Genomic DNA, 23,500 nt, shown 5'->3' on the forward strand with positions numbered 1-23,500 from the left:
GTGGTGCTAGTGGTTCATCAGCGCGTCGAGTCGGCGGAGAGCCAGCTGCGGATCAGCGCGGCGGTCTCTTCCGGCTTCTCCTTGACCAGCTGGTCGATCTCGCGGTGCCGCTCCTCACGGGCTTCGTCGTTCTGGTTCGCGACCTCCGGGCTCTCCAGCATGTTCATGGCGGTCGCGGCGCTGACGTCCAGTTCGGCCCGGCGCTGCGCCTCGAGTGCCGCCTGCATGTCCTCGAGGTGCTTGCGCTCCTCCTCGGTGAGCTGCTGGCGCTTCTTGGCCCGCTTGTTGGCCCGCCAGGCCAGGAAGATCAGCGCGAGGACCACGAAGAGCAGGGCGCCCGTCTTGATCAGCGTGAGCTGCTTGGCCTGCTTCTCGGCCGCTGCCGCGGCGGCGAGCTCGTCCTTGGCCGTGGTGGCGGCGCTGTTGTCGAACGGCATGGAGGCGACCGCGATGGTGTCGCCGCGGGTGGCGTCGATGCCGGCGGCCGCGCTGAGCAGCTCCTGGATCTGGTCCGGGTTGACGCCGCCGGCGGTGGCGCTGTTCAGCAGGACCGAGACGTCGAGCTTCTCGATGCTGCCGGGGGCGTTGCGGCGCACCTCCTCGATCTTGTCGAGCTGCCGGGTGCGTACCTCGTTCTTGTTGGCGTACTGGCCGGTGCCGGCGTTGTTCGGCACCTGGATGTTGTCCGGGCCGAGCACGCCGCCCGGGCCGGTGCCGCCGCCGGTGTACGTCTCGGTGTTGACGCTCTCCTGCTCGGCCGGTGTCGCCGGGTCCGCGGCGTACTTCTCGCTGCGGGTCTCGGTCTGGTCGAAGTCGAGCGAGACCCGGCTCGTGACCACCGCGTTGCCGGGCCCGACCAGGCTGTTCAGCATGGTCTGCAGGGAGCTGTTCAACCGGTTCTCGAAGGCCACGGTCTGCTGTTCGGCGCTGCTGCCGGCCCCGCCGGCCGCGATGCTCTCACCACCGCCGGTGGAGAGGATCCGGCCGTCCGCGCCGGCGACGGTGACCTGGGTCGGGTCGAGGCCTTCGACGCTCGACGCGACCAGGTGCACGATGGACTGCACCTGCTCGGTGGAGAGTTCGTTGTTGCCCTGCGACGCGACCAGGACCGAGGCCGTCGGCTTGGTCTGGTCGTCGGCGAAGACGTCCTTCTCCGGCATCACCAGGTGCACGGTGGCCGCCTCGACGCCCTCGATGGCCTTGATGGTCTTGGAGAGCTCACCCTCCAGCGCCCGCTGGTAGTTGGTGTGCTGCATGAAGTCACTGGTGGTGATGCCCTGCTGGTCCAACAGCGAGTAACCGGTGCCCTCGTCGTTGGGGAGGCCCTCGCCGGAGAGTTGCAGACGCAGGGCGTTCACCTGATCGCGCGGCACCATGATGGTGGAGCCGTCGTTTGCCAGCTCGTACGAGACACCCGTCTTCTGCAGGGACTCGACGATCGCGCTGGCGTCCTTGGTGGAGAGGTTGTTGAAGAGGATCTGGTAGGACGGCTTGGCCGCCCAGGTGGCGAAGAAATAGCCACCGACGATGAGCGCGACGACCGCGAAGATCGTGACAGCCTTCTGTCCCGGTGTGAAGGACTTGAAGGTGTCCGTGACGCGGCGTACCGGAGCAGGAAGGCGGTCGGTCATGTCAGGCCTGCATCCTCATGATCTCTTGGAACGCCTCCACGGCCTTGTTGCGGATGGCCATGGTGAGCTGGAGTCCGAGAGCGGCTTCGGTGGACGCCATCGTGTATTGCGCGGGGTCCTGCAGGGTGCCGTCGGCCACCTGGACGGCGAGGTCGCTCGCCTTCTTCTGGTTCGCCTGGACGGTCTCCAGGCCCTGCGCGAGCATGCCGGCGAAGTCCGTGTTCGGTCCGGTGGCCGCGGTGCTCTCGGTGTTGTCCGAGATGCCCTTGACCCCGCTGAACCCGCCCAGCCCCGAGATGCCCTCGACGCCGGAGAAGCCGCCGATACCTTTGATACCGCCGATCGGAGAGGTCATGACGATCACTTCCCGAGGTTGATCGCGGCGTTGTACGACTCGCGAGCCCGGTCGACGACCGCGAGGTTGGCCTGGTAGGAGCGCTGCGCCATCATCATCTGAGCCATCTGGCTACCCATGTCGATGTCCGGGCGGCGGACGTATCCCTCGGCGTCGGCGAGCGGGTTGTCCGGCTCGTACGCGAGCACACCCTCCGCGCTGCCGAGCGCGATGCCGGCCACCTCGGCGCCGTTGCCGTCCTGGGCCGCGCGGGCCTGGACGTACCGGGCCTGGAAGGCATTTTCGGACGTACGGGTGGTCGTGTTGATGTTCGCGAGGTTGTCGGAGACCGCGTCGAGCCACTTGCGGTAGACGGTGACGCCGGTGCCGGCCACCCCGATCGCGTTGAACGTACTCATGATCAAGCTCCCTTGATCGCTTCGCGGAGAAGGCTGTACCGGCCGTCCAGCGCACGGAGGGCCAGGCTGTAGCGCATCGTGGTGTCGACGTGCGACAGCGTCTCCTCATCGAGGTTGACGTTGTTCCCGTTGAGCCGGGTGGGCTCGAGGGACGTCAGCACACTCGGTTTGACGCCGCTCGGCGATTCGCCGTTGTCCATGGCGCCCTTGAGCGCCTCCTCGAACTTGACCTTACGGGCACGGTAGCCGGGGGTCTCGATGTTGGCGATGTTGTTGGCGATGGCGGTCTGCCGGGCCGCGAGACCCGAGGCGGCGACGCGCAGAGCGGAATACGAACGGTCATCGAACACGGGGGACTCCTAGTCACGCCGTCTGATTGCCGGTCCTTGGCTTCTCGGTGAGCATTCCGTTGCTCGTACCCTGCACTTCGGCCTCTTCGGCGATCCGCTGAGTCCCAACCGGTTGCTGAGAGGTTGCACACGAAAACGTCCCGGGACCCCTGCCGGGGTTCCGGGACGTCTCGTTCACATGGCGCAGTCGAGGTAGACGGGGCGCTTCACCGCCTCACCGGTTTCGATCCGGGAGGTCATCGACATCTGCTGGCGGTTCGCGGTGAGCCGCCGGGCGATCTCCTCGGCAGCCGCCAGCTGCCGCGTCAGGATCTCGTCGGCCCGCGGTTTCAGTTCGAGCGGCAGGGCGCCCAGTTCGGTCGGCGGCTTCCAGAGGTCGGCCGGCGGCGTCTCCGCGTGGCGGTGCTCGTCGGCCAGCATCGCCTCCACCGAGGCGACGTCCATCTCCAGCTCGTCGAGCGCTGCCGCCCAGGCGTTCCGCCAGTCCACGGCCTGCGAGGTGGTACTCATGTCCCGGCCGCCGCAGCCTCCCGCCACGCGTCGCGCAGCGGCTCCATCAGGGTCCGGCAGCTCGCCACCCGGTCGGCGTCCCGGGCGATGTTCGCACCGATCAGCTCGCTGAGCACGAAGCCGTAGAGATTGGCGAGGCCGGGTGCACCGTCCCAGGAGTCCATGTCGAGCGTGGCCCGCAGTTCCAGCACGATCTCCTGAGCGTGCATCACCTTCGCGCTTCCGCTTTCCCGGTCTCCGTTGCGGAACGCCTCCTCGCCCTGGCCCAGGTCGAGGATCATCCGGTCGTAGAGCATGGTCAGCAGCTTCGCCGGCGAGGCCGTGTTGATCGTGTCCTGCAGGTAGCGGTCGCGAAGGTTGGGCGCGGTCATGAGTCTCCTCAGGGCTTGGGCCGTGTCTGGTCCTGCTGGCCGGGGGAGGCCTGGTGCTCGTGGGTCAGCGGGGCCGGGTGTTCCCGGCGGGTCAGCCGAGTCCGGAGAGCTGACCGGAGAGCCAGCTCGACTGGTTCGACAGCTTGCCGAGCGAGGTCTCCAGGGCGGCGTACTGGCGTTGCAGGGCGAGACGGCGGGCACTGAGCCGTACGTCCCAGTTCTCGATCTGGCCGTTGAGCGAGTCGATCTCGTTCTTGCGACCGGTGATCACGTCGGTGACGCTGTTCGACTGCTTCGTGACCAGGTCCTTCACCTGGTTGGCGAAGCCGATCGCGCCACCCTGGATCTTGCTCGGGTCCTTGGCGTACTCGGCCTCGAACTTGGCGCCGTCGAAGCTGAGCGTGCCGTCCCGGCTGAGCTCGATGCCGAGCTGGCTCAGCGAGCCGAACGCGACGTCGGTGGTGCCGGTGAGCGTTCCGTCGGCGTCGTAGTTGTTCTTCTTGTACGCCAGACCACCACTGATCATGCTGAGCATGGTCTGGTTCATCTGGCGCACGGTGAAGTCACCGGTCAGCGGCGAGCCGGTCTTGGTCTCGGCGTTGTACGCGGTCTGCGTCTTGATCTCGGTGAACGCCTCGTTGGCCGCGTCGACGTACGCCTGGATCTTGGCCGTCATCGCGCTGACGTCCGAGGTGGCGGTGACCGAGACGTTCTGGGCTTCCTTGGTGGCCGTGATCGTCACGCCCGGCATCACGTTGCTGAACGTGTTGGTGCTGCTGTTCACCGTGTACGGCGAGGCGCTGCCCGGGTTCATCTTCAGGACCGCGTCCTGCGCCGGCGTGTCGCTCACCCGCTTGGTGGTGTCCTGCAGGTCCTCCAGGCCGTTGATCCGGAACCCGTTCGCGGCGCCGGACTTGGTGCTGGTGAACTGGAGGACGCCCGCGCCCTCCCCGGTCTGCACGACGTAGGCGCGGATGCCCATGTCGGCGTTGTTGACCGCGAGCGCGACCTTTTCCGCGGTGGGCGGTGAACCCACGTTTATGGTTTTGGTGGCGTCGGGCGCGGCGCTGGCGACGAACTCGTCGGTGTTGGCGTCGCTGTCGTCCGGGTTCCACTTGCCGGCGGTGATGGTGAACGACGTCGGGAAGGTCTGCGAGGTGGTACTGACCTGAAGGGTCGAGGTCTGTGCCCGAGCGACCTTCTGCACGTCGAACGTGATGCTGCCGGACATGCCGGCCACCCCGCCGGAGGCGGTCGCGGTGACCGCGTCGGAGGTGGTCGTCGCCTTGAGCGACCGCCAGGTGTCGAGCCGGGCGATCGACTCGGCGGCCGACTTGACGGCCTTCAGCTTGGCGTTGACCGACTGGTAGGAGGCCACTGCCGTCTGGGCGGTCTCGACCTTGGTCTTGAGCTTCGTCTGCGGTGCCGCCTCGACCTGCATCAACGATTTGATCATCGAGCTGGTCTGCATGCCGCTGACGAGGCCGTCTACAGAACTGGTCACGAGAGTCTGCTTTCGTCCGAGGACAGTTGCGGCGGTGGGGGTAGCCGAACTTTCCGGCTACCCCCACCTATTCGGTCGCTGGGCGACGAGATTCAGTTGCTGTCGGTGGCTGTTCGGTTGCGAGCCGACCGACGCCACTGCTCGCTGCGACTAGCGGAGCAGCGACAGCACACCCTGCGAGGACTGGTTCGCCTGCGAGAGCATGGACGTGCCGGCCTGGGTGAGGATCTGGTTCCGGGTGAAGGAGACCATTTCCTGCGCCATGTCGGTGTCACGGATCCGGGACTCGGAGGCGGACAGGTTCTCGACAGCCGTGTTGAGGTTGTTGATGGTGTGCTCGAAGCGGTTCTGGTAGGCACCGAGCTGGGCACGCTGGTCGGAGACCGACGTGATCGCCTTGTCCAGCGCCTTGATCGCCTCGGCCGCACCCGTGTCGCCGCCGTTCACGGCAGCCTTGGTGAGGTCGAGGTTGGCGAGGCCCAGCGTCTTCGAGTCCACCGCGTTGATCGTCACGCCGAGCTTCTCGCCGGCGTTCGAGCCGATCTGGAAGTCACCGGCCGTCGACGGCTCCTTGGCAGCGCTGCTGCCGGTGGCGACCGTGCCGGTGGCGTCGAAGCTGACCGAACCGTTCACCTCGAAGGTGACGTCGCCGTTCTCCGCCTGCCGGGCCACGACGCTGATCTCGTTGCCCTGCATCTTGTTGGCCTTGAGCTGGTCGCTCAGCTGCTTGTTGAGCTCGGAGGCCACCTCCTGTGCGCTCTTGCCGGTGGTGTCGGCGACGTTCACCGAGATCGCGGTGCCGGGCGCCGCGCCGTTGATGGTGCCGATGTCCAGGCCCGCCGAGGCGGGCATCGCACCGGGCGTGCCGGCCAGCGTCTGGGTGTTGCCGAAGGAGCCGTCGAGCAGCTTCGACTTGCCGAACGCGGTGGTCTCGGAGATCCGGTCGATCTCCGCGCTCAGCTGCGAGAACTCCGCCTGCGCGGCGTTCTTGGCCTCGGCGTCGAGGGACGCGTTGTTCGACTGGACCGCCAGGTCGCGCATGCGCTGGAGCATGCTGGTGGTCTCGTTGAGCGCACCCTCAGCGGTCTGCACGACGCTGATCGCGTCCTGCGAGTTGCGGACGGCGACCTTGAGGCCACCGACCTGCGACCGCAGACCCTCGGAGATCGAGAGGCCGGCCGCGTCGTCCGCCGCCCGGTTGATTCGGAAACCGCTGGACAGCTTCTCGAGCGACTTCGACATCTGGTTGTCGGTCACCGAGAGGTTCCGGTAGGCGTTCTGCGCGGCGATGTTCTGGTTGATGCGAAGACCCATTGAAAGACTCCTCCTTGATGGGGTCCGAGCCGGCCCGTCCTTGAGCCGTGTGTGTTACGCCTCATCCCTTCGGCCGATCGCCGAGAGGCCATGAGCATTCTCCGAGATTTTTTCTGCTCTTTTCGGGTGAACCGCAGAAAGCGGACCGCAGTCCGTCGCCGGGTGGGGTGTGGGGCGATAGTCGGAAACCGCTCAGCGGCACGGCGGATGTGCCGACCTGTCCGAATGAGCGGGTCCGCCGAGGGGGTGAGCCCGACCGCGACAACGACACGGAGGTCCGGGTGAGCCTGACCGACCTGGCCAGCGTCCTGTGGCGTGCACGTGAGCTGCTGGAGATGCTGCTGTTCAAGCTCGAGGAGGAGCAACTGCTCCTTGCTTCCAACCGGTCACGCTGGCTCAGTCACGCCACTCGCGAGGTCGAGGTGGTGCTCGACCAGATCCGCCAGACCGAGGTCATCCGCGCCGCCTACTCGCAGGAGGTCGCCGCCGAGCTCGGACTGTCGCCGGACGCCTCCCTCGGCGAACTCGCCGATGCGGCCCCCGACCCCTGGTCGGACCTGCTGCACCAGCACCGTAAGGCCTTTCTGCTGCTGACGTCGGAGATCCGGGCCCTGGCCGACGTCAACCGTGACCTGCTCACGGCGGGGCAGCGTGCGGCTCGCGAAACCATGCTCGCGTTTGCCGAGACTGTGGAAACGTACGGGCCGCAGGGCCAGACCGTCACCGGCGGCGCTCGCCGCCCCAGCCTGGTTGATGAGGCGATCTGATGAGCACTTTCAGCGGACTCAACACGGCGCTCACTTCGCTCTATGCGCAGCGCCGCGGCCTGGATGTCACGGGCCAGAACATCGCCAACGCGAACACCGAGGGTTACACCCGGCAGCGCGTGGTGATGCAGTCACAGAACGCCAATCTGGTGCCGGGCGTCTACGCCACGACCACCGCGGTGGGCAACGGTGTCACCGTGTCCTCGGTCGAACGGCTGCGCAACGGCGCGCTCGACCAGCGCAGTTTCACCGAGCACGCGAACTCGGCGTACCACAACGAGCGCGCCTCGTCGTACGCCCTCATCGAGGACGTCTTCGCCGAGCCCAGCGACACCGCTCTGCAGGCACGTCTGCAGGACATGTGGGACGGCTGGAACGCGGTCGCCACCAACCCCGACAAGGCGGCGCCGAAGGCGGCGATGCTTCAGCAGGCGAGCACCGTCGCGGCAACGCTGAACGACGCGTCCGCACAGCTCAACAACCAGTACACGGCGACCCGTGGCGGGCTGGACACCTACGTCGGCGAGGTGAACAAGGCGGCCGACGCGATCGCCAAGCTGAACAAGGAGATCGTGATCGCCACCGGCGCCGGCCTGCAGGCCAACGAGCTGCAGGACCAGCGCGGGCAGCACATGCTCAAGCTCTCCGAGCTGACCGGTGCCACCGCGTCGGAGGCGCCGAACGGCGCGCTGAACGTCTACGTCGGCAGCGCGCCACTTGTCGCCGAGTTCAACACCCGCAAACTGGAGATCGCGCAGGGCAGCGCGATGCGGCTCGAGGACCTGGACAGCACCGAGGTCAACCTGCGCTGGTCGGACACCAAGGCGCCGGTGAGCGCCGGCGGCAGCATGGGCGCCTCGATGGAGCTGCTGATGCGCGGCGGGACGCTGCACGCCATGTCGGACCGGCTCGACACGGTCGCCACCAAGCTGGCGACCTCGGTGAACGACATGCACCGTGCCGCATACAGCATCGACGGCACCACCGGACAGGACTTCTTCGTCGCGAGCAACGCCAACCCGCTCTCGGCGGCGAACATCTCGGTGGGCATCACGGACACCGACAAGGTGGCGATCTCCTCCGGTGATCCGACCGGCACTCCCAAGGTGCTGGACGGCGTGGTCGCCGACGACCTCTCCGAGCTCTCCACATCCCGGACCGGCGCCGACGCCGAGTACCAGTCGCTGATCGGTGACCTCGGGGTGTCCGCGCAGTCGGCGATCCGCAGGCGCGACATCCAGAACGCGGTGACCGATCAGGTCGACGCGTCACGGGACGCGGAGTCCGGCGTGAACCTCGACGAGGAGATGACCAACCTGCTGACCTACCAGCGGGGGTACGAGGCCGCGTCGCGCGTGCTCACCACGATCGACTCGATGCTCGACCAGCTGATCAACCGGACCGGCCTCGTCGGCAGGTAGTGAGGAGTCCCGTCCATGAGCATGAGTCCACGGGTCACCGAGAGCAGCGTCCGTACCCGGACGATGGCGAGCCTTCAGCGCAGTCTCGGCCGTACCCAGACCGCCCAGGATCAGATATCCAGCGGCAAACAACTGCACCGGCCCTCCGACTCACCGACCGGTACGGTGACCGCGCTCCAGCTGCGTGGCGAGGTGCGTGCGAACCAGAAATACTCGGCCAACGCGGACGACGCCCTCGGCCGGCTCGGCACCGTGCAGGACACCCTGCAGAGCGCGACGGGCCTGGTGGCCAAGGTGCGGGAACTGACGTTGGCGGCCACGAGCGCCGGCGGTGGCAGCACACCGCAGGCGAACGCGGCACGGGCTGCCGAGATCGAACAGATCAAAGGCACCCTGATCCAGTACGCGAACACCAAGTACCTGGATCGACCGGTCTTCGGCGGCGCCACACCGGACAGTGCCGCTTACGACCCGTCCGGGGGCTACGCCGGGGAATCCAACGGCGAAGTGCTCCGGTCGATCGGCCCGAACGCCAAGGTCCGCGTGGACGTCCGAGGCCCGGAGGTCTTCGGGGCGGAGACCATAACGGACTCGAACGGCAATCAGGTCGACAATCCGGCACAGCTCTTCAAGGTCCTGGACAGCCTTACCACGGCTATGCGGGACGGAGATGCCGGTGCCATCACTGCTGGTCTAGAGAATCTCGATAAAGCGTCGCAGATCCTGAATTCCACGCTTTCGGACGTAGGTGCCCGATACAATCGGGTTACCCAGATGAAGCAGTCCGCTGAGGATCGCTTGATGTCCGTGACGTCGCAGCTCTCCGATATCGAGGATGTCGACCTGCCGAAGGCGATCATGGAATTGCAGCTCCAGCAGACCTCGTATCAGGCCGCCCTGGCCGCCACGGCCAAGGTGATCCAGCCCTCGCTCATCGATTTCCTGAGGTGACCATGACTACTCGCACCGCGTCCCGACCGATTGAGGCCACCATGACCGACCCGTCGCTTGGGTTGCCGACCATCACGATGGCGGTGCCCATGCCGGGTTTCCCTTCGCACCGGGAATTCGCTCTCGTGCGCCTCAACGACGACGGTCTGCTCTACGCCTTCACTTCGCTCGAAGACCCGGAACTGCGTTTCCTGGTCGCCCCGCCGGAGCCGTTCTTCCCGGACTACGCCCCGGAGATCGAGAACCAGGTGTTCGCCGCACTGAACACGAAGGACCCGGACCGTCTGCTGCTGCTCACGGTGATCACCGCGGGCACCGACGAGACCACCGCGAACCTGCTGGCGCCGATCGTGGTGGACCGCGACAGCATGCGAGCCATGCAGGTCGTGCTGACCGGATCCAACTACCCGGTCCGGGCGGTCATGAATCGGAACTTCTGATCCTCCGCAACGAAGGCGCGGTCGCGTTTCCCTCGCGGCCGCGCCTTTGTCATGCTGTCCGTTCCATGGATGGAGGAGGGCACCGATGCTTGTGCTGACCCGGCGATCCGGCGAGAGCGTGATGATCGGGGACGACGTCGTGATCACGGTTCTCGAGGCCCGTGGTGATGTCGTCCGGCTGGGCATCGAGGCTCCTCGCGACGTCCAGGTCCATCGCGAAGAGGTGTATCGCGAATTGCAGGAGGCGAACCGGGCGGCCGCGTCGCCGCCCGAGGACGCGGTCCACGCGCTGACCCGGATGCTCGAGAAGCCCGACCCGGACGAGTGATTTCCCGAGACGCCCGCCGCGCACGACGCGGTGGGCGTCTCCGTCCTCATCGGACCGTCACGCCGCGCGCGCTCAGGAAGGCGATCGGGTCGACCGCGTTGGCGTGGGTGGCCGGCGCCGCGTTCACGTGCACCTCGAAGTGCAGGTGCGGCCCGGACGACGAGCCGGAGGTGCCGACGTGCCCGAGCAGCTGGCCCCGCTTGACCGCCTGACCGACCGCGACGACCGGGCGGCGGACCATGTGGCAGTACCGGGTGACGACGCCACCGGCGTGCTGCACCTCGGCGTACCAGCCGCAGCCGGACAGGGTGCGGTTGCCGTCCACATCGCACGAGCCGGCCGAGACGTTGCAGACCACCCGGATCACCGTGCCCGCGGCGGCGGCCAGGATCGGGGTGCCCCGGGCGGCGGAGAGGTCGACGCCGTCGTGCGCCGGCCGCGCCACCGTGCGGAAGCCGCTCACCAGGCTGGCGCCCACCGGCACCTGCCAGCTCTCGCCCGCGACGGGCTTCGGAAGAACCGGCGCCGCGACGGCCTTCGGCGGCACCGGCGCCGCGCCGGGCTTCGGGGGCACCGGCGCCGGGATGACCGGCGCGGAGGTGCACTTCGGGATTCCGGTGGCCGGGCGTTCGACGTACGCGTCCGAGACGTAAGACCCGTTCGCCAGGTGATCCCAGAGGTCCGTGGTCCGCACTGTGCCGGTGACCTGCTGGGCGGTGACCTGGCACAGGATCCAGACCGTCTTGCCGCTCGCCACCGCACCGACCCGCTCGCCGGCCGGGGAGGGGATGCGGCGCATGTTGAGGGGTGTGCCGCCGGTGCGCGCCGTTCCGGTGACCGTCGGGACCTTCGCCTTGGCAACGGTGCCGGTGCCGGTTCCGGTGGCGGCTGCGGCCGGGGCGGCGGCGGGCAGCAGCGTGCCGGCCAGGGTGGCGGCGGCAACGGCGGCGAGCGTGGTGCGGCGGCGGACCTTCAAACTTTTCCCTCCGGCGTGCTGTCTGTGGCGCGGTGCGTGCGCGGCATTGCGGCACGCGGGTGCGTGCGGTCAGGGATGAAGGCTGCCGGGGTACGGATACCGCGACGGGTCCCCGTACGGTGCGGATCGGTTGTGGCCGTCCGCGTCCGGACGCACCTCACCTGCACCGGCGGCTGACCCGGCCGACAACGTCGCGGCCTCACTCTCATCGGCGGACGGGAAAACTCGTCGGAGCAAGCGGGGGAGCAGTCGTGGTCGAAGAGCGCGAATCAGTCATCGCCGGAGGCACGGGCGCACTGGACCTCACGGTCGACGCGCACGTGCACACCGGGTTCGCGTCCGGCCGGGACGCCGTCGGTGTGGTGGTCTCCGCCGCCGACCGGGCGGGCTTGAGCTCGCTCACCTTCGCCGACCAGGCCGGCCCCGACACCGGCTGGCTCACCGCCTACGCCGCCGCGGTCCGCCGGGCCCGGCACCGCACCGAGCTGACCCTGCGGGTGGCCGCCGAGGTCGAGGTGGTCCGCGGGGACGGCTGGCTCGCCCTGCCTCCGGACCTGGCGCAGCTGGACGCCCTGTCGGTCGCGGTCTCGCACCTGCCGCTCGGTGGCGGACTGCTCGACGCCCGCGAGGTCCGGACCCGACTGGAAGCGGGCGCGATCTCGCCGGCCGAGGTCGCCGAGCGTCTGGTGACCGCCACCGTGAAGGGCATGGAGCGGGCCTCCCGGTACGTGCCGGCGCAACTGTCCCGGCCGCTCGCGCTGCTGGCTCAGGCAGGCCTTGACGACACCGCCGTGGGTCCGGAACTGATCACCGTGCTGGCGGCCGCGTGCCGGTCCACCGGAACCGTCGTGGAGATCAGCGAGGCGTGGCGCAGCCCGTCACCGCGGATGGTACGGACCCTTCGGGCTGCGGGTGTGACGGTGGTTCCGGCCAGCGACGCCCGGTACGCCGCCGAGGTGGGCCGCTGGCAGTACCTGCACCGTGTCTGAGCGAAACTGAACACGATCTGTGCTCATCTACGTACGCTCGGTCATGCCAGCACTTCAGCATGGGAGAGTTGCGATGAGCATGGTTCAGCAGGCGATCGAAATCAGTGCACCGGTGCACACGGTGTACGAACAGCTCGCAGCGTTCGAGAACTACCCGCGTTTCATGACCGGTGTGCGCCAGGTGACAGCGACCGGCGCCGACCAGACCCACTGGATCATGGACGTGGACGGGAAGCGGCGTGAGTTCGACGCCCAGATCATCGAACGCTCGCTGGACGAACGGGTCTCCTGGTCGACGATGGAGGGGCCGCTGCTCGCGGAGACGCTGACGCTGCGGCCGATGGGCGAGACGAAGACCCAGATCGTCGCGCAGCTGGAGGCGGACATCGCGTTCCTGATGCCGAGCGACAGGCACGGGCAGGAGTCCCTGAACCGCCGGCTCAAGGCCGACCTGGCGACGTTTAAGGGCCTCGTGGAGAGCGGCGTGCTGGGCGGGCGCCCGATCCCGACCGGTGCCAGCTCCAAGCAGATGACCGGCCGTTCGTTCCTGGGCGAACCGGCCGGCCGGAACCCCGCGTCGCCCGCCTCGGTGGCCCAGCGCATCCGCAACCGGCACGCGGCCCAGCCCGCCCCGGGCGCCGGCATCGGGGATCGGTCCACGCCGGCCTCCGGCATCGGGGATCGGTCCGCGGCCGCCTCCGGCATCGGGGATCGGTCCACGCAGACCCCCGGCCTCGCGGACCGGTCCAGGCCCACCCCCAGCATCGGTACGCAGCCCGCGCCGAGCCCCGGTGCCGGCTGGGACACCGGCGCGGCGGACCTCAGTAACGCCGACCCGACCGGTACTGGGCTCACCGACAACCCGCTGCACAACACGCCCACCTCGGCCGACATCCCCGCGCCCGGCGGGATCCGGGCCCCCCGCTCGGAGAGTGACAGCGGCCGGCGGGGCGGCGGGACGGGCCCGCGCGGCGGTGGCGTGGCCGGCAGTGCCCGGATGGGCGGCCGGACCGCCAATTCCGACATGTGGGGCGACGGCATGATCAACGAAGAGGAGCGCGGCAGCTGATCGCGCGGGACGACGTCACGAAGGCCGGCCCGCGCGGGCCGGCCTTTCGCGTCTCCGGCGCGGTGCCGGGCGCCGGGTGCCGGGTGCCGGACGCCGGGTGCCGATAGTGGTCAGGCCGGTGCGGGCTCCAGCGTCACCAGTAGGCGGGCGCCCTGCGGGCGGGCGTGTTCGTAGCGCACCGAACCGCCGTTCGCCTCCACCAGGTGCCGGACGATGAAGAGTCCGAGACCGGCGCCCCGGATGAACCGGCCGAAGATGCCCGGCAGGACGTCCTCCGGGATGCCGGCGCCGCTGTCCTGCACCGTCAGCAGCACCCCGGACTCCTCCCGGCCGGCCCGGACCGCGATCGGCGGTGCGCCGTGCGCCAGGGCGTTCTTCAGCAGGTTCTCCACGACGACGGTGAGGTGGCCCCGGTCGGCAAGCGCGGTCAGGTCCTCGTCGATCGTGATTTCGACGTCGTCGCCGCCGGGCATCGTGCTGCTGACCGTCCGGACCACCTCGAGCAGCGGCACCGGCGCCCGGCGGGTGGTGACCGCGCCGGTGTCCAGCCGGAAGAGCAGCTGGAGGTCGTTCATCATCTTGACCAGGCGCCGGGTGTTCTTGTCGATCTTCGTGGCGAGTTCCAGCCGGATGTCGTCCGGCAGGTCCGCCCAGTCGGCACAGAGCAGTTCGGCGAGGCTGGCGATCGAGCTGATCGGCTGGGCCACGTCGTGGGTAAGCATCGACGTCAGGTCGTTCTTGAAGGCGAGCGCCGCGGCCAGCTGGGCGTTGCCTCGTTCCAGGTCGGCGGCGTGCTCGCTCAGGGCCTCCTCGGCGTGCTTGCGTTCGGCGATGTCGACGCAGGTGGCGACGTACCCCCGGGTGGCGCCGGCGGCGTCCGGGATGGCCGCCATGGTGGCCAGCACCGGCACCGCGGTCCCGTCGGCCCGGGGGATGCTCCAGTCGCCTCCACCGGTGCCGGGCGGCGGCAGCGGCGGCGGGTCCCGCTGAACGTCGTCGGGGTTGCCGGTCAGCTCACGCCAGCGCCGGTTGACGTCGATGACGTGGTAGTTGGCGTCCAGCACCATGACCGCCTCGTTCATGGACTGCAGCAGCGTGCGGGCGAAGTCCTCCCGGTCGCGCAGTTCGGCGACGAGGTGGCGGTGCCGCCGGTCGGCCTGGTCGAGGGTGCGCACCAGGTAGGCGAGCAGAGCCAGCAGGGTCAGCGCGGCCAGGATGACGCCGATGCTCACCGCGGCCGCCGGACGGCCGATCCTGGTACGCACCACGAACGCGCTCACCAGCGCGGCGACGATCGGGGTGGCGAGCAGGGCGGGGGCGAGGCGGCGGACGGCCGTACGCGGCAGCGAGGGGTCCTCGGTGCGCAACGGCCCGGTTTCCGGGCGCGCCAGGATCGCGCCGACGGTGAGCAGCAGCAGCGCGCCGGCCTGCGGGAGGGTCATCACGCTGTCCGGGCCGCGGCCGGGCGGGAAGGTCGGCGCGAAGAGCCGGGGCACCAGCGCGACAAGGGCGATGATCGCGGCGCCGAGCAGCAGCGGGTCGGCGATCCGGAAGGCGGCCGCGCCGCCGGAGCGGTGCAGCCGCAGGTCGAGACAGGCCAGGGCAAGCCCGGAGAGGCAGGCGGCGAGCGCCGCGGCGGGCTGGTCACCGATCGTGGCCGCGGCGAGCCCGGCGGCGGTGAGCGCGAGGAGTGCGGCCACGACCGAGCGGACCCGGGTGGCCGTGACCGGGCGGATCCGGGAGGCCGTGACCGGGCGGATCCGGGAGGCCGTGACCGAGCGGGCTCGGGTGGACGGGTCGTGCGGGACCGGCACCACCTGCGCGAGGAGGGCGATGCCGGCCGGGATCAGGGCGACCGCCGGAGTGATCGATCCCTCCGGCGGCACGCCGTCGTCGAGCGTGCGGGCGTCGAGGACGCCGAAGACGGCGACCGTGATCCCGGCGCACCCGGCGATCAGCCGGGACAGCCTGCTCACGCCATGCGCCGCAAGATGCACACTTCCCCCCAAGACGTGAGGAAAAGAGCATAACGCGGCTTACCAGCGCAGGCGGTTACTTACCCGCCCAGCTGAAACCCTCCTCGATTCGGATCTTGCTACCGATGCGGAGGATGTCGGCGTCGTACCGGTTGGCGTGGTGACCGCAGAACGCCAGGTCCCCGCCGCTGGCCAGTTCGACCTCCAACCGGGCGGCGGCACCGCAGCGATCACAGCGCTCGGTGAGCTCGCCTACGGTGTCGATCTCGGGCGACAGCAGAGTGGTCATATCGCTCTCCTTGCTGGGTGGCGTGCAGCGGTCCTGACAGCCAGAAGATTCGGCCCGCGGCACGGTCGGCTTAGAGGTTCCCGGTGTGATCGAGCCGATCGAAATCGGCCTGGTGATCGCGGCAACCAGGGGGCACCTCGGCGCTTCCCGAACTGCTCCGTTCTCCGATGACCTTTTCCCCAACTTGGTCGCGGCACACCGGCGAACCGGAAACCGTGCGACCCACCTTTCGACCGTACGCGGATCCGCACACCGGCCGGCGCCGTTCCGGACGGCCCATCCGTCCCGCGCGCCCCGCCACGTCCGTCGCGTCGCGGGTGCCCGGGTTCGCCTCGGCAAAGCGCCCAACTCGGAGCCCGCCGACGGTTAGCGTGAGGATCGAACCCGGCGGAGGAGGTACGGATGTCCGAGGCGCCGGTCGCCGAGAAGCCGACCGTCCTGGTCGTCGACGACGAAGAGGATCTGCGCGACATCATGCGCCGCATGCTGGAGCGCCGTGGATACGCGACGCTGGTGGCCGGTGATCACGAGGAGGCCATCTCGGTCTGCCGTGACCACCCGGAGATCGCCGCGCTGGTCACCGACCTGACCCTGCCCGGCCTCGGCGGCGGCGAGCTGGCGGGCGCTGCCATCGACATGCGGCCGGGGCTGGGGGTGGTCTTCATCTCCGGGCTGCCCAAGGACATCGCCGTCACGAAGGGCCTGGTCGGCGAGGACGCCCTGCTGGTGAAGAAGCCGTTCACCGCGGACGCCCTGCTGGCAGCCCTGAGAACCGTGCTGACCTGAGGGTGGGGAGTGGCCCGGCCGGCGCCTGTTGGGGGACACGCGTCAGCCGGGCCACGGCACGGTCAGTTCGCCGAGCCGCCACCGGGCCGGGCCGTCCAGCACCGGCCGGCCCTCGTCCCGCAGCCGCCGCACCGTGGCGAGCCAGCGCTGCCGGGGCCCGAACGGGCTCGCCTCGCTCTCCCAGGCCCTGGCCAGCGCCCGCAGCAGCTCGTGCACCGGGTGACCTGGCACGTTGTGGTGGATCAGGGCTTTCGGCAGCCGTTCGGCGAAGACCGCCGGGTGTTCCAGGGACGCCAGCCGGGCGGAGAGCGTGAGGGTGCGCGGGACACCGTCCTCGACCACCGCCCACGTGGCGATCCGGCCCAGTTCGTCGCAGGTGCCCTCGATCAGCAGCGCACCGCCGCCGGTCATCGTCCGCCAGGCGGCGGCCACCTCCTCCTCCGCGTACTGGCGCAGCACGTTGAACGCGCGCACCACGTGCGGACGCAGCCCGGCCAGCTCGAAGCCGCCGCGCCGGAACTCCAGCAGGGGCGGCTCGGCGAACGGCTGGGCGGCGGTGACCCGTACCGGATCGATCTCCAGACCCACCACCGCGACGTCCGCACGCACCGTGGCCGCAAGCCGGCCCCGCAGTTCCACGGCGGTGACCGGTGACGCTCCGTAACCCAGGTCGATCACCAGCGGCTGCGCCGCCTCGGTCAGGAGCGCGGAGCAGCGGTACGCGAGGAAGTTGTCGACGCGACGCAGCCGATTGGGGTTCGTCGTCCCCCGGGTGATCGCGCCGACCGGCTTCACCACTTACTTCTCCCGGTGCACCTTGTGCTGGGCGGCCTGGGCGATCGGCCGCACCACCAGCCGGTCGATGTTGACGTGATGCGGACGGGTCGCCGCGAACGCCACGATGTCCGCGATGTCGTCGGCCACCAGCGGATCCTTGACGCCCGCGTAGACCGCGTCGGCCTTCTCCCGGTCGCCGCCGAAGCGGTTGACGGCGAACTCGTCGGTCCGCACCATCCCCGGGTCGATCTCCACGACCCGGACCGGCTTGCCGGCGAGTTCCAGCCGCAACGTCCCGACCAGGGCGGTCTGTGCGTGCTTGGCCGCCGTGTAACCGCCACCGCCCTCGTAGACCACGAAGGACGCGGTCGACCCGATCGTCACGATCGTGCCGCGGCCGCTCGCCTCCAGCGCCGGCAGCAGCGCCTTGGTGACCCGCAGGGTGCCGAGCACGTTCACCTCGTACATCCATTGCCAGTCGTCGACCGACCCCGCCGCCACCGGATCCGCCCCGCGGGCGCCGCCCGCGTTGTTGACCAGCAGGGTGACCTGACCGCCCAGCCCGGCCACCGTCCCGGCGAGCCGGGCCACCGACTCGTCCGAGGTCACGTCGCACACGGCGGCTGTCGCGTTCGCGCCGATGCCGGCGACCAGTTCGTCGAGCCGGTCGGCGCGCCTGGCCACGGCGACCACATGAAATCCCTCGGTGGCCAGCCGGCGCGCGGTGGCCGCACCGATGCCGCTGGAGGCCCCGGTGACGACTGCGATGTTCTCCATGGTCAGATCTTCCCTCATGACCTGCATCACCCTCGCTCGGCTGCATGGTGGTTCGGCCACCGCCGATGGGGAAGATGAACCTTGGCGCAACAAGTTTTTACGACGGACACGGCGCCGTATCGGAGGGAGCCACCGTGGCTGAGTTGCCGATTGCCGGCTCGTGGCCGACTCCCCGCCGGATCGCCACCCTCTCGGTGCACACGTCCCCGCTGGAACAGCCGGGCACCGGCGACGCCGGCGGCATGAACGTGTACATCGTGGAGGTTGCGAAATGCCTGGCCGCACGCGGTGTGGAGGTCGAGATCTTCACCCGGGCGACGGCCGGGGGACTGCCGCCGCTGGTGGAGATGTCGCCGGGCGTGCACGTCCGGCACGTCACCGCCGGGCCGTTCGAAGGGCTCGACAAGGAGGAGCTGCCGTCGCAGCTCTGCGCGTTCACCACCGGCGTGTTGCGTGCCGAGGCGGCGCACCCGCCCGGCTACTACGACCTGATCCACTCGCACTACTGGCTCTCCGGGCAGGTCGGCTGGCTGGCCCGGGAACGCTGGGGCGTGCCGCACGTACACACCGCGCACACCCTCGCCAAGGTGAAGAACAAGTTCATCGCGGCCGGTGACCGGCCGGAGCCGCGGGCCCGGCTGATCGGCGAGGAACAGGTCATCGCGGAATCCGACCGGCTGGTGGCGAACACCCGGTTCGAGGCACAGGACCTGATCGACCACTACCAGGCCGACCCGGCCCGGGTCAGCGTGGTGCAGCCCGGCGTCGACCTGGAACGGTTCCGTCCCGGCCGGTCCGACCGCGCCCGGTTCGGCCTGCCCGAGCGCGGCCGGATCATCGCCTTCGTCGGCCGGATCCAGCCGCTCAAAGCCCCCGACGTGCTGATCTCCGCCCTCGCCGAGATGCGGGCCCGCAGCGGCCCGGACGACGTCACCGTGGTGATCTGCGGCGGGCCCAGCGGCAGCGGCCTGGACCGGCCCTCCTCACTCGTCGAACTCGCCAAATCCCTCGGCGTCGCCGAATCGGTGGTGTTCCTGCCGCCGCAGACCGGCGCCGGCCTGGCCGCGCTCTACCGTGCCGCCGACCTGGTCGCGGTGCCGTCGTACAACGAGTCGTTCGGGCTCGTCGCCCTGGAGGCGCAGGCCTGCGGAACGCCGGTGGTGGCGGCCGCGGTCGGCGGCCTCGTCACCGCGGTCCGGGACGGGATCAGCGGGGTGCTCGTCGACGGGCACGACCCGCAGGACTGGGCCCGGGTACTGGACCGCCTGCTCGACGCCCCCGGCTATCGGCGCCGGCTGTCCGCCGGCGCGGTCGCCCACGCGTCACAGTTCTCGTGGGATCGCACTGCCGACAATCTGCTGCGGGTCTACCGTGACGCGATGAGCGAACACCGCGCACTCATCGCGGCCCGGCTGGAAGGAGCGACGTGCGCATGGTGACGAAGCTGATCGAGAATGTGCTCACCGAGCGGGAACTGGAGTGGGAACCCACCGGCGAGTCGTCCTATGTGGTCACCCTGCCCGGCACGCACAAGCTCAAGACTGCCTGCAACCTGATCGTCGGCGAGCACGCGCTGCGGATCGAGGCGTTCGTGATGCGCCACCCCGACGAGAACCACGAAGAGGTCTGGGCGTGGATGCTGCGGCGCAACGCCCGGATGTACGGGGTGGCCTTCTCGATCGACGCGGCCGGCGACGTGTACCTGACCGGGCGGGTCTCCCTCAAGGGCCTCGACGCCGACGAACTGGACCGGATCCTCGGCTCGGTGCTGACCTACGCCGACGAGTCCTTCGACACCCTGCTGGAGCTCGGGTTCAGCACCTCGATCCGGCGGGAGTGGGAGTGGCGGGTCAAGCGGGGGGAGTCGCTCGCGAACCTGCAGGCCTTCAAACACCTCGCCGAGGGCTGATCCCGGCCCCGCAGGCCCCACCCTGCGCCACCGCGCGGCCGGTGCCACCGCCTGCCCCGCGCCGCTTGCCCAGCGTCATGCCCTGTGCCGTGCCGCCGCTTGCCCGCGTCGGGCCGCTCGCTCTGTGCCGTGGCGGGCCGCTTGCCCCGCGTCGCGTCGCTTGCCCTGTGCCTTGCCGCTCGGCCTGCGTCGCGCCGTGCCGCTCGGCCTGCGTCGCGCCGCGCCGTGTGCGCCGCTCGTTCTGCGCCGCTGCATCGCGCCACACCCCGCCGCCCAGCCCGACGGCCGCGCATCAACCCGTGCCCGGCTCCTTGCCGCGGTGAGTCGGATACCCCAACTGTCGAGATGTTGATCTGCTAGCGATGCGAAATCGCGGTTTCAGCCCCATGATCACCGCGATTTCGTAGCGCTAGCAGATCAACACCGCCGCACGGACGCAGCGCATCCGGTCGCGGCTGCTCAAGCAGTGACCACAAAGGAGCCAAGGCCGGCGGACAACGCCGCACCCACCTGCCTCGCCGGCCGCCGCGTCGACATCCTGCGGGCCGTGTTCCACTCAAAGCCCTACCGGTGCAAACCGGCAGAAAGCCCGCACCGCAGACCCTCGCCTCCCGGCTGCCCGCACCGCAAGCGTCTGCCTCCCGGCTGCCCGCACCGCAAGCGTCTGCCTCCCGGCCGGCCGCGCCGAAAGCGCCCGCAGCGCCGCAAGCGCCCCACCCCAGCGCCGCCTCGGCTCGCGGGCGATGTGCGGGCCGCGCGCCGCCCGCACCGATGACGCACAGGTCTAGTTGATCTAGGGACTATATCGGAGGCGGACGATACGACTCGATGGCTTCCCGGGTGAACATCTGCTTATCGACGAGTAGTGATTTTTCCGCGACGAGGAGCCCGGACGAGTGATTGGCGGATCGTCCGATCGGTTGGTTGTTGGTTCCTGTGACGGTCGGAACAGATGTCGACACGAAATCGGGTTGTGAAGGCTTGACTGCCCCAACTAGCGTGGTCGATGGACGCCGAGCCGTCAGTTCGGGGAACGGGTCGATCAGCAATGATCGCCGCGGATCGGCGTTTGGGGACGGGTGGCATGAGCCGTTGGGGGACGGCGCGACCCGAGACCGGCGGTTAGTGCGGGCGGCGCCTATGGGGATGGGTGTCGCCCGCCGCCGCCGGCGCTTTTGTTTGTGCCTCCGTCGAAAATGGCATCACGTGTTAGCCGTACCGTCTTCGGGGTAATACGCGAATCGCGGACTGTCCGATGTGTTCTGTCGAACTGGTGACACACCTATCCGCAGCGAATCCCGGGCAGCCGCCATCACCGCTTGTGATCAACCGTCCAAGATCGAAGAATCGGTACGGCCGCAGGCAGGCGCCCGATGGTAGTGGGGGCGCGCAAACCGTTTTGCCGCCATGGTGAAGATCGGCCTCACCGTGTGCTCCGGGCATCGCCGGTGACGGCCTTCTCAGTGAGGGCGATCTCCTCGGCGCGGCGTAGCGCGGCTCGCCGGTTCCGGGCCGGGCCGGCGATCAATTGGCCGGCTGAGGCGATCGCGCAGAGTGCGAAACAGCCCACCCACAGCGCGTCGCCGCCACGTTGCAGCACCAGCCCGCCCAGCACGGGGGCCAGTGCCGTGCCGATCGACCAGGTCAGCGAGTTGAGCCCCTGGTAGCGGCCGCGCAGCTCGGGCGGGGAGAGTGCCGCGACGGTGGCCGCGTTGCTCGGTGACTGCAGCATCTCGCCGAGGGTCCAGATCACCACGGTGAAGGCGTACAGCCATGGCCCGTCCGCGATCGCGACAAGCCCGAAGCCGGCGCCGATGATCAGACCGGCGAGAGCCAGCACGCGGGCGCTGTCCCGCCCTTCGATGAGCTTGGGGACGAAGAGCTGGCCGAGAACGATCAGCACCCCGTTCACCGCGATCACCGTGCCGTATGTGGCGGCCGAGAGCCCGTCGGCGAGCATGGTGAGCGGCAGCGTGGACGAGTGCTGCAGGATCACCAGCACCGGCGCGAGGCTGAGCAGCAGGTAGACCAGGAAGACCCGGTCGCGCAGGGCGGTGCCCATGCCGCCGGCGGGTGCGGGCGCGGCGGCGCCGGGGGTACGCCTGCGCCGCGGCCGCGTCTCGGCCAGGAAGATGGCCGTGATGACGGCGGTGACGAGCGTGGTGCCCGCGTCCACCACGAAGAGCAGCAGGTAGTCGAACTGGGCGGCGAAGCCGGCCGCGACCGCCGCGAGCGCGAAGCCGAGGTTGATCGCCCAGTAGTTCAGCGAGTACGCCCGGACCCGGTCGCGTTCCGGCACGACGTCGACCATCATCGCCGAGAAGGCCGGCCGGACGCCTTCGGCGAACGCGCCGAGCAGGAACGTGACGGCGGCGATGTGCCAGTAGGAGTGTGCGAAGCCGAGGGCCAGCATCAGCGCCGCCGCGCCGAACTGCGCGGTGAGCATGGTGGGCCGGCGTCCCCAGCGGTCGGCCAGGACGCCGCCGGTCATGGTGCCGATCGCACCGCCGACGCCGTAGAGGCCGAGGACGACACCGGCCTGTGTCTGGGTGAAGTGCCTGTCACTTGTCAGGTAGATGCTGAGGAACAGCACCACGAAGGCGCCGAGCCGGTTGATCAGGGTGCCGGTCCAGAGGAACCAGAACTGCCGGGGCAATCCGCCCACAGCCTGACGGAACCACCCGGACACCGTACCCCCAGTAAGTAGTGATCTAGCCAGCTCGCCTTACAACTTAGGGGGTCGGGCAACCGGTTTACGACGTGGCGGCGGACACGGTGCCGGGTGGCCGCACGGCCACCAGGTGGGCGAGGCAAGATGAGGTCATGACTGGAACCTTGGTGCTGCTGCGGCACGGCAACAGCGAGTGGAACGCCAAGAACCTCTTCACCGGCTGGGTCGACGTGGACCTGGACGCCAAGGGTGAGGACGAGGCCCGACGCGGTGGCGAACTGCTCAAGGAGCAGAACGTGCTGCCCGATGTGGTGCACACCAGCCTGCTGCGCCGTGCGATCCGCACCAGTGAGATCGCGCTGCACATCACCGATCGGCACTGGATCCCGGTGAAGCGGTCGTGGCGGCTCAACGAGCGCCACTACGGCGCGCTGCAGGGCAAGGACAAGAAGCAGACCCTCGAGGCGTACGGCGAGGAGCAGTTCATGCTCTGGCGCCGGTCGTACGACGTCCCGCCGCCGCCGATCGAGGACGACTCCGAGTTCTCCCAGTTCGGCGACGCCCGGTACGCGAGCCTGCCGCCGGAGCTGCTGCCCAAGGCGGAATGCCTGAAGGACGTGCTGGTGCGGGCCCTGCCGTACTGGTACGACGAGATCGTCCCGGACCTGCGTGCCGGCAAGACGGTTCTGGTCGCCGCGCACGGCAACTCGCTGCGCGCCATCGTGAAGCACCTCGACCAGGTCTCCGATGAAGCGATCGCGAAGCTGAACATCCCGACCGGCATCCCGCTGCGCTACGACCTGGACGAGAACCTGCGCCCGACCAACCCGGGCGGCACCTACCTCGACCCGGTCGCCGCCAAGGAGGCCGCCGCGGCGGTCGCCGCCCAGGGCAAGAAGTAACCGTCCGCAACGACGAAGGCCGGGACGCCCCCGTGGCAT

At 69.4% G+C, this 23,500-nt stretch carries 25 protein-coding genes; 11 read left to right on the plus strand and 14 right to left on the minus strand.

Features of this window, described 5'->3' with window-relative positions; genetic code table 11:
- Window positions 1–17: 17 nt before the first annotated feature.
- From fliF to LPA41_RS02460, 8 genes are all read right to left on the minus strand, one after another.
- Complete coding sequence (fliF, locus tag LPA41_RS02425; RefSeq protein ID WP_229067923.1) at window positions 18–1,631, minus strand: flagellar basal-body MS-ring/collar protein FliF; 1,614 nt, start codon at window positions 1,629–1,631, stop codon at window positions 18–20.
- A 1-nt stretch (window position 1,632) separates the two neighbouring features.
- Entirely contained in the window at window positions 1,633–1,986 is a 354-nt protein-coding gene (locus LPA41_RS02430) for a flagellar hook-basal body complex protein FliE (RefSeq protein ID WP_229067924.1), read from the minus strand.
- Window positions 1,987–1,991: 5 nt separating this feature from the next.
- A complete protein-coding gene (locus LPA41_RS02435) occupies window positions 1,992–2,384 on the minus strand; it encodes a flagellar basal body rod protein FlgC (RefSeq protein WP_229067925.1) in 393 nt (130 codons plus the stop codon).
- A 2-nt stretch (window positions 2,385–2,386) separates the two neighbouring features.
- Entirely contained in the window at window positions 2,387–2,734 is a 348-nt protein-coding gene (locus LPA41_RS02440) for a flagellar basal body rod protein FlgB (RefSeq protein ID WP_229067926.1), read from the minus strand.
- Window positions 2,735–2,908: 174 nt separating this feature from the next.
- A complete protein-coding gene (locus LPA41_RS02445) occupies window positions 2,909–3,244 on the minus strand; it encodes a hypothetical protein (protein WP_229067927.1) in 336 nt (111 codons plus the stop codon).
- Window positions 3,241–3,615: a flagellar export chaperone FliS gene (gene fliS / locus LPA41_RS02450; protein ID WP_229067928.1), complete on the minus strand. Its 375-nt coding sequence runs from the start codon at window positions 3,613–3,615 to the stop codon at window positions 3,241–3,243. Before fliS ends, LPA41_RS02445 begins: the two co-directional genes overlap by 4 nt.
- Window positions 3,616–3,706: 91 nt before the next feature.
- Window positions 3,707–5,119, minus strand: coding sequence for a flagellar filament capping protein FliD (fliD, locus tag LPA41_RS02455; protein WP_229067929.1), 1,413 nt, complete (start codon window positions 5,117–5,119; stop codon window positions 3,707–3,709).
- Between the two features lie 150 nt (window positions 5,120–5,269).
- On the minus strand, window positions 5,270–6,433 hold the full coding sequence (locus LPA41_RS02460; RefSeq protein WP_229067930.1) for a flagellin: 1,164 nt from the start codon (window positions 6,431–6,433) through the stop codon (window positions 5,270–5,272).
- Window positions 6,434–6,714: 281 nt separating this feature from the next.
- Between LPA41_RS02460 and LPA41_RS02465 the strand changes: the two genes are divergently transcribed.
- The 5 genes from LPA41_RS02465 (at window position 6,715) to csrA (ending at window position 10,340) form a co-directional block, all read left to right on the plus strand.
- Entirely contained in the window at window positions 6,715–7,200 is a 486-nt protein-coding gene (locus LPA41_RS02465; RefSeq protein WP_229067931.1) for a flagellar protein FlgN, read from the plus strand.
- Complete coding sequence (gene flgK, locus LPA41_RS02470) at window positions 7,200–8,621, plus strand: flagellar hook-associated protein FlgK (RefSeq protein WP_229067932.1); 1,422 nt, start codon at window positions 7,200–7,202, stop codon at window positions 8,619–8,621. The genes LPA41_RS02465 and flgK overlap by 1 nt, the downstream gene beginning before the upstream one ends.
- 15 nt (window positions 8,622–8,636) lie before the next feature.
- Window positions 8,637–9,572: a flagellin gene (locus LPA41_RS02475; protein ID WP_229067933.1), complete on the plus strand. Its 936-nt coding sequence runs from the start codon at window positions 8,637–8,639 to the stop codon at window positions 9,570–9,572.
- Window positions 9,573–9,613: 41 nt separating this feature from the next.
- Window positions 9,614–10,012 carry a flagellar assembly protein FliW gene (gene fliW / locus LPA41_RS02480; RefSeq protein WP_229067934.1) on the plus strand — a complete coding sequence of 133 codons (399 nt, stop codon included), beginning with the start codon at window positions 9,614–9,616 and terminating at the stop codon, window positions 10,010–10,012.
- An 85-nt stretch (window positions 10,013–10,097) separates the two neighbouring features.
- A complete protein-coding gene (csrA, locus tag LPA41_RS41665) occupies window positions 10,098–10,340 on the plus strand; it encodes a carbon storage regulator CsrA (protein ID WP_255689033.1) in 243 nt (80 codons plus the stop codon).
- A 46-nt stretch (window positions 10,341–10,386) separates the two neighbouring features.
- Here the strand turns inward: csrA and LPA41_RS02490 are convergent, their stop codons facing one another.
- Window positions 10,387–11,316 (minus strand): peptidoglycan DD-metalloendopeptidase family protein, encoded by a 930-nt coding sequence (locus tag LPA41_RS02490; RefSeq protein ID WP_229067935.1) that lies wholly within the window; start codon window positions 11,314–11,316, stop codon window positions 10,387–10,389.
- A gap of 251 nt (window positions 11,317–11,567) precedes the next feature.
- Between LPA41_RS02490 and LPA41_RS02495 the strand changes: the two genes are divergently transcribed.
- Window positions 11,568–12,305 carry a hydrolase gene (locus LPA41_RS02495; RefSeq protein WP_229067936.1) on the plus strand — a complete coding sequence of 246 codons (738 nt, stop codon included), beginning with the start codon at window positions 11,568–11,570 and terminating at the stop codon, window positions 12,303–12,305.
- Between the two features lie 73 nt (window positions 12,306–12,378).
- Entirely contained in the window at window positions 12,379–13,374 is a 996-nt protein-coding gene (locus LPA41_RS02500; RefSeq protein ID WP_229067937.1) for an SRPBCC family protein, read from the plus strand.
- A gap of 110 nt (window positions 13,375–13,484) precedes the next feature.
- Here the strand turns inward: LPA41_RS02500 and LPA41_RS02505 are convergent, their stop codons facing one another.
- Together LPA41_RS02505 and LPA41_RS02510 are read right to left on the minus strand one after the other, a co-directional pair.
- The gene (locus LPA41_RS02505) at window positions 13,485–15,350 is read right to left on the minus strand and encodes a PAS domain-containing sensor histidine kinase (protein ID WP_229067938.1); all 1,866 of its coding nucleotides are present in this window, start codon (window positions 15,348–15,350) and stop codon (window positions 13,485–13,487) included.
- Between the two features lie 76 nt (window positions 15,351–15,426).
- Window positions 15,427–15,639 carry a hypothetical protein gene (locus LPA41_RS02510; protein ID WP_229067939.1) on the minus strand — a complete coding sequence of 71 codons (213 nt, stop codon included), beginning with the start codon at window positions 15,637–15,639 and terminating at the stop codon, window positions 15,427–15,429.
- A gap of 402 nt (window positions 15,640–16,041) precedes the next feature.
- On the opposite strand from LPA41_RS02510, the gene LPA41_RS02515 reads away from it, so the two are divergent.
- Window positions 16,042–16,425: a response regulator gene (locus tag LPA41_RS02515; protein WP_229067940.1), complete on the plus strand. Its 384-nt coding sequence runs from the start codon at window positions 16,042–16,044 to the stop codon at window positions 16,423–16,425.
- Window positions 16,426–16,467: 42 nt separating this feature from the next.
- On the opposite strand, the gene LPA41_RS02520 is transcribed toward LPA41_RS02515, so the two are convergent.
- Both LPA41_RS02520 and LPA41_RS02525 read right to left on the minus strand, forming a co-directional pair.
- Window positions 16,468–17,223, minus strand: a complete 756-nt coding sequence (locus tag LPA41_RS02520; RefSeq protein ID WP_229067941.1) for a class I SAM-dependent methyltransferase — start codon at window positions 17,221–17,223, stop codon at window positions 16,468–16,470.
- Window positions 17,224–17,979 carry an SDR family oxidoreductase gene (locus LPA41_RS02525; RefSeq protein WP_229067942.1) on the minus strand — a complete coding sequence of 252 codons (756 nt, stop codon included), beginning with the start codon at window positions 17,977–17,979 and terminating at the stop codon, window positions 17,224–17,226.
- A 44-nt stretch (window positions 17,980–18,023) separates the two neighbouring features.
- Between LPA41_RS02525 and mshA the strand changes: the two genes are divergently transcribed.
- Window positions 18,024–19,418: a D-inositol-3-phosphate glycosyltransferase gene (mshA, locus tag LPA41_RS02530; RefSeq protein ID WP_374238091.1), complete on the plus strand. Its 1,395-nt coding sequence runs from the start codon at window positions 18,024–18,026 to the stop codon at window positions 19,416–19,418.
- Complete coding sequence (locus LPA41_RS02535; RefSeq protein WP_229067944.1) at window positions 19,412–19,888, plus strand: YbjN domain-containing protein; 477 nt, start codon at window positions 19,412–19,414, stop codon at window positions 19,886–19,888. Before mshA ends, LPA41_RS02535 begins: the two co-directional genes overlap by 7 nt.
- A gap of 1,423 nt (window positions 19,889–21,311) precedes the next feature.
- On the opposite strand, the gene LPA41_RS02540 is transcribed toward LPA41_RS02535, so the two are convergent.
- A complete protein-coding gene (locus LPA41_RS02540) occupies window positions 21,312–22,577 on the minus strand; it encodes an MFS transporter (RefSeq protein ID WP_229067945.1) in 1,266 nt (421 codons plus the stop codon).
- Between the two features lie 134 nt (window positions 22,578–22,711).
- On the opposite strand from LPA41_RS02540, the gene LPA41_RS02545 reads away from it, so the two are divergent.
- Window positions 22,712–23,461 (plus strand): phosphoglyceromutase, encoded by a 750-nt coding sequence (locus LPA41_RS02545; protein ID WP_229067946.1) that lies wholly within the window; start codon window positions 22,712–22,714, stop codon window positions 23,459–23,461.
- The last annotated feature ends 39 nt before the right edge of the window (window positions 23,462–23,500 follow it).

This window comes from Actinoplanes sp. DH11 (genome assembly GCF_020873875.1).
GTDB lineage: Bacteria > Actinomycetota > Actinomycetes > Mycobacteriales > Micromonosporaceae > Actinoplanes.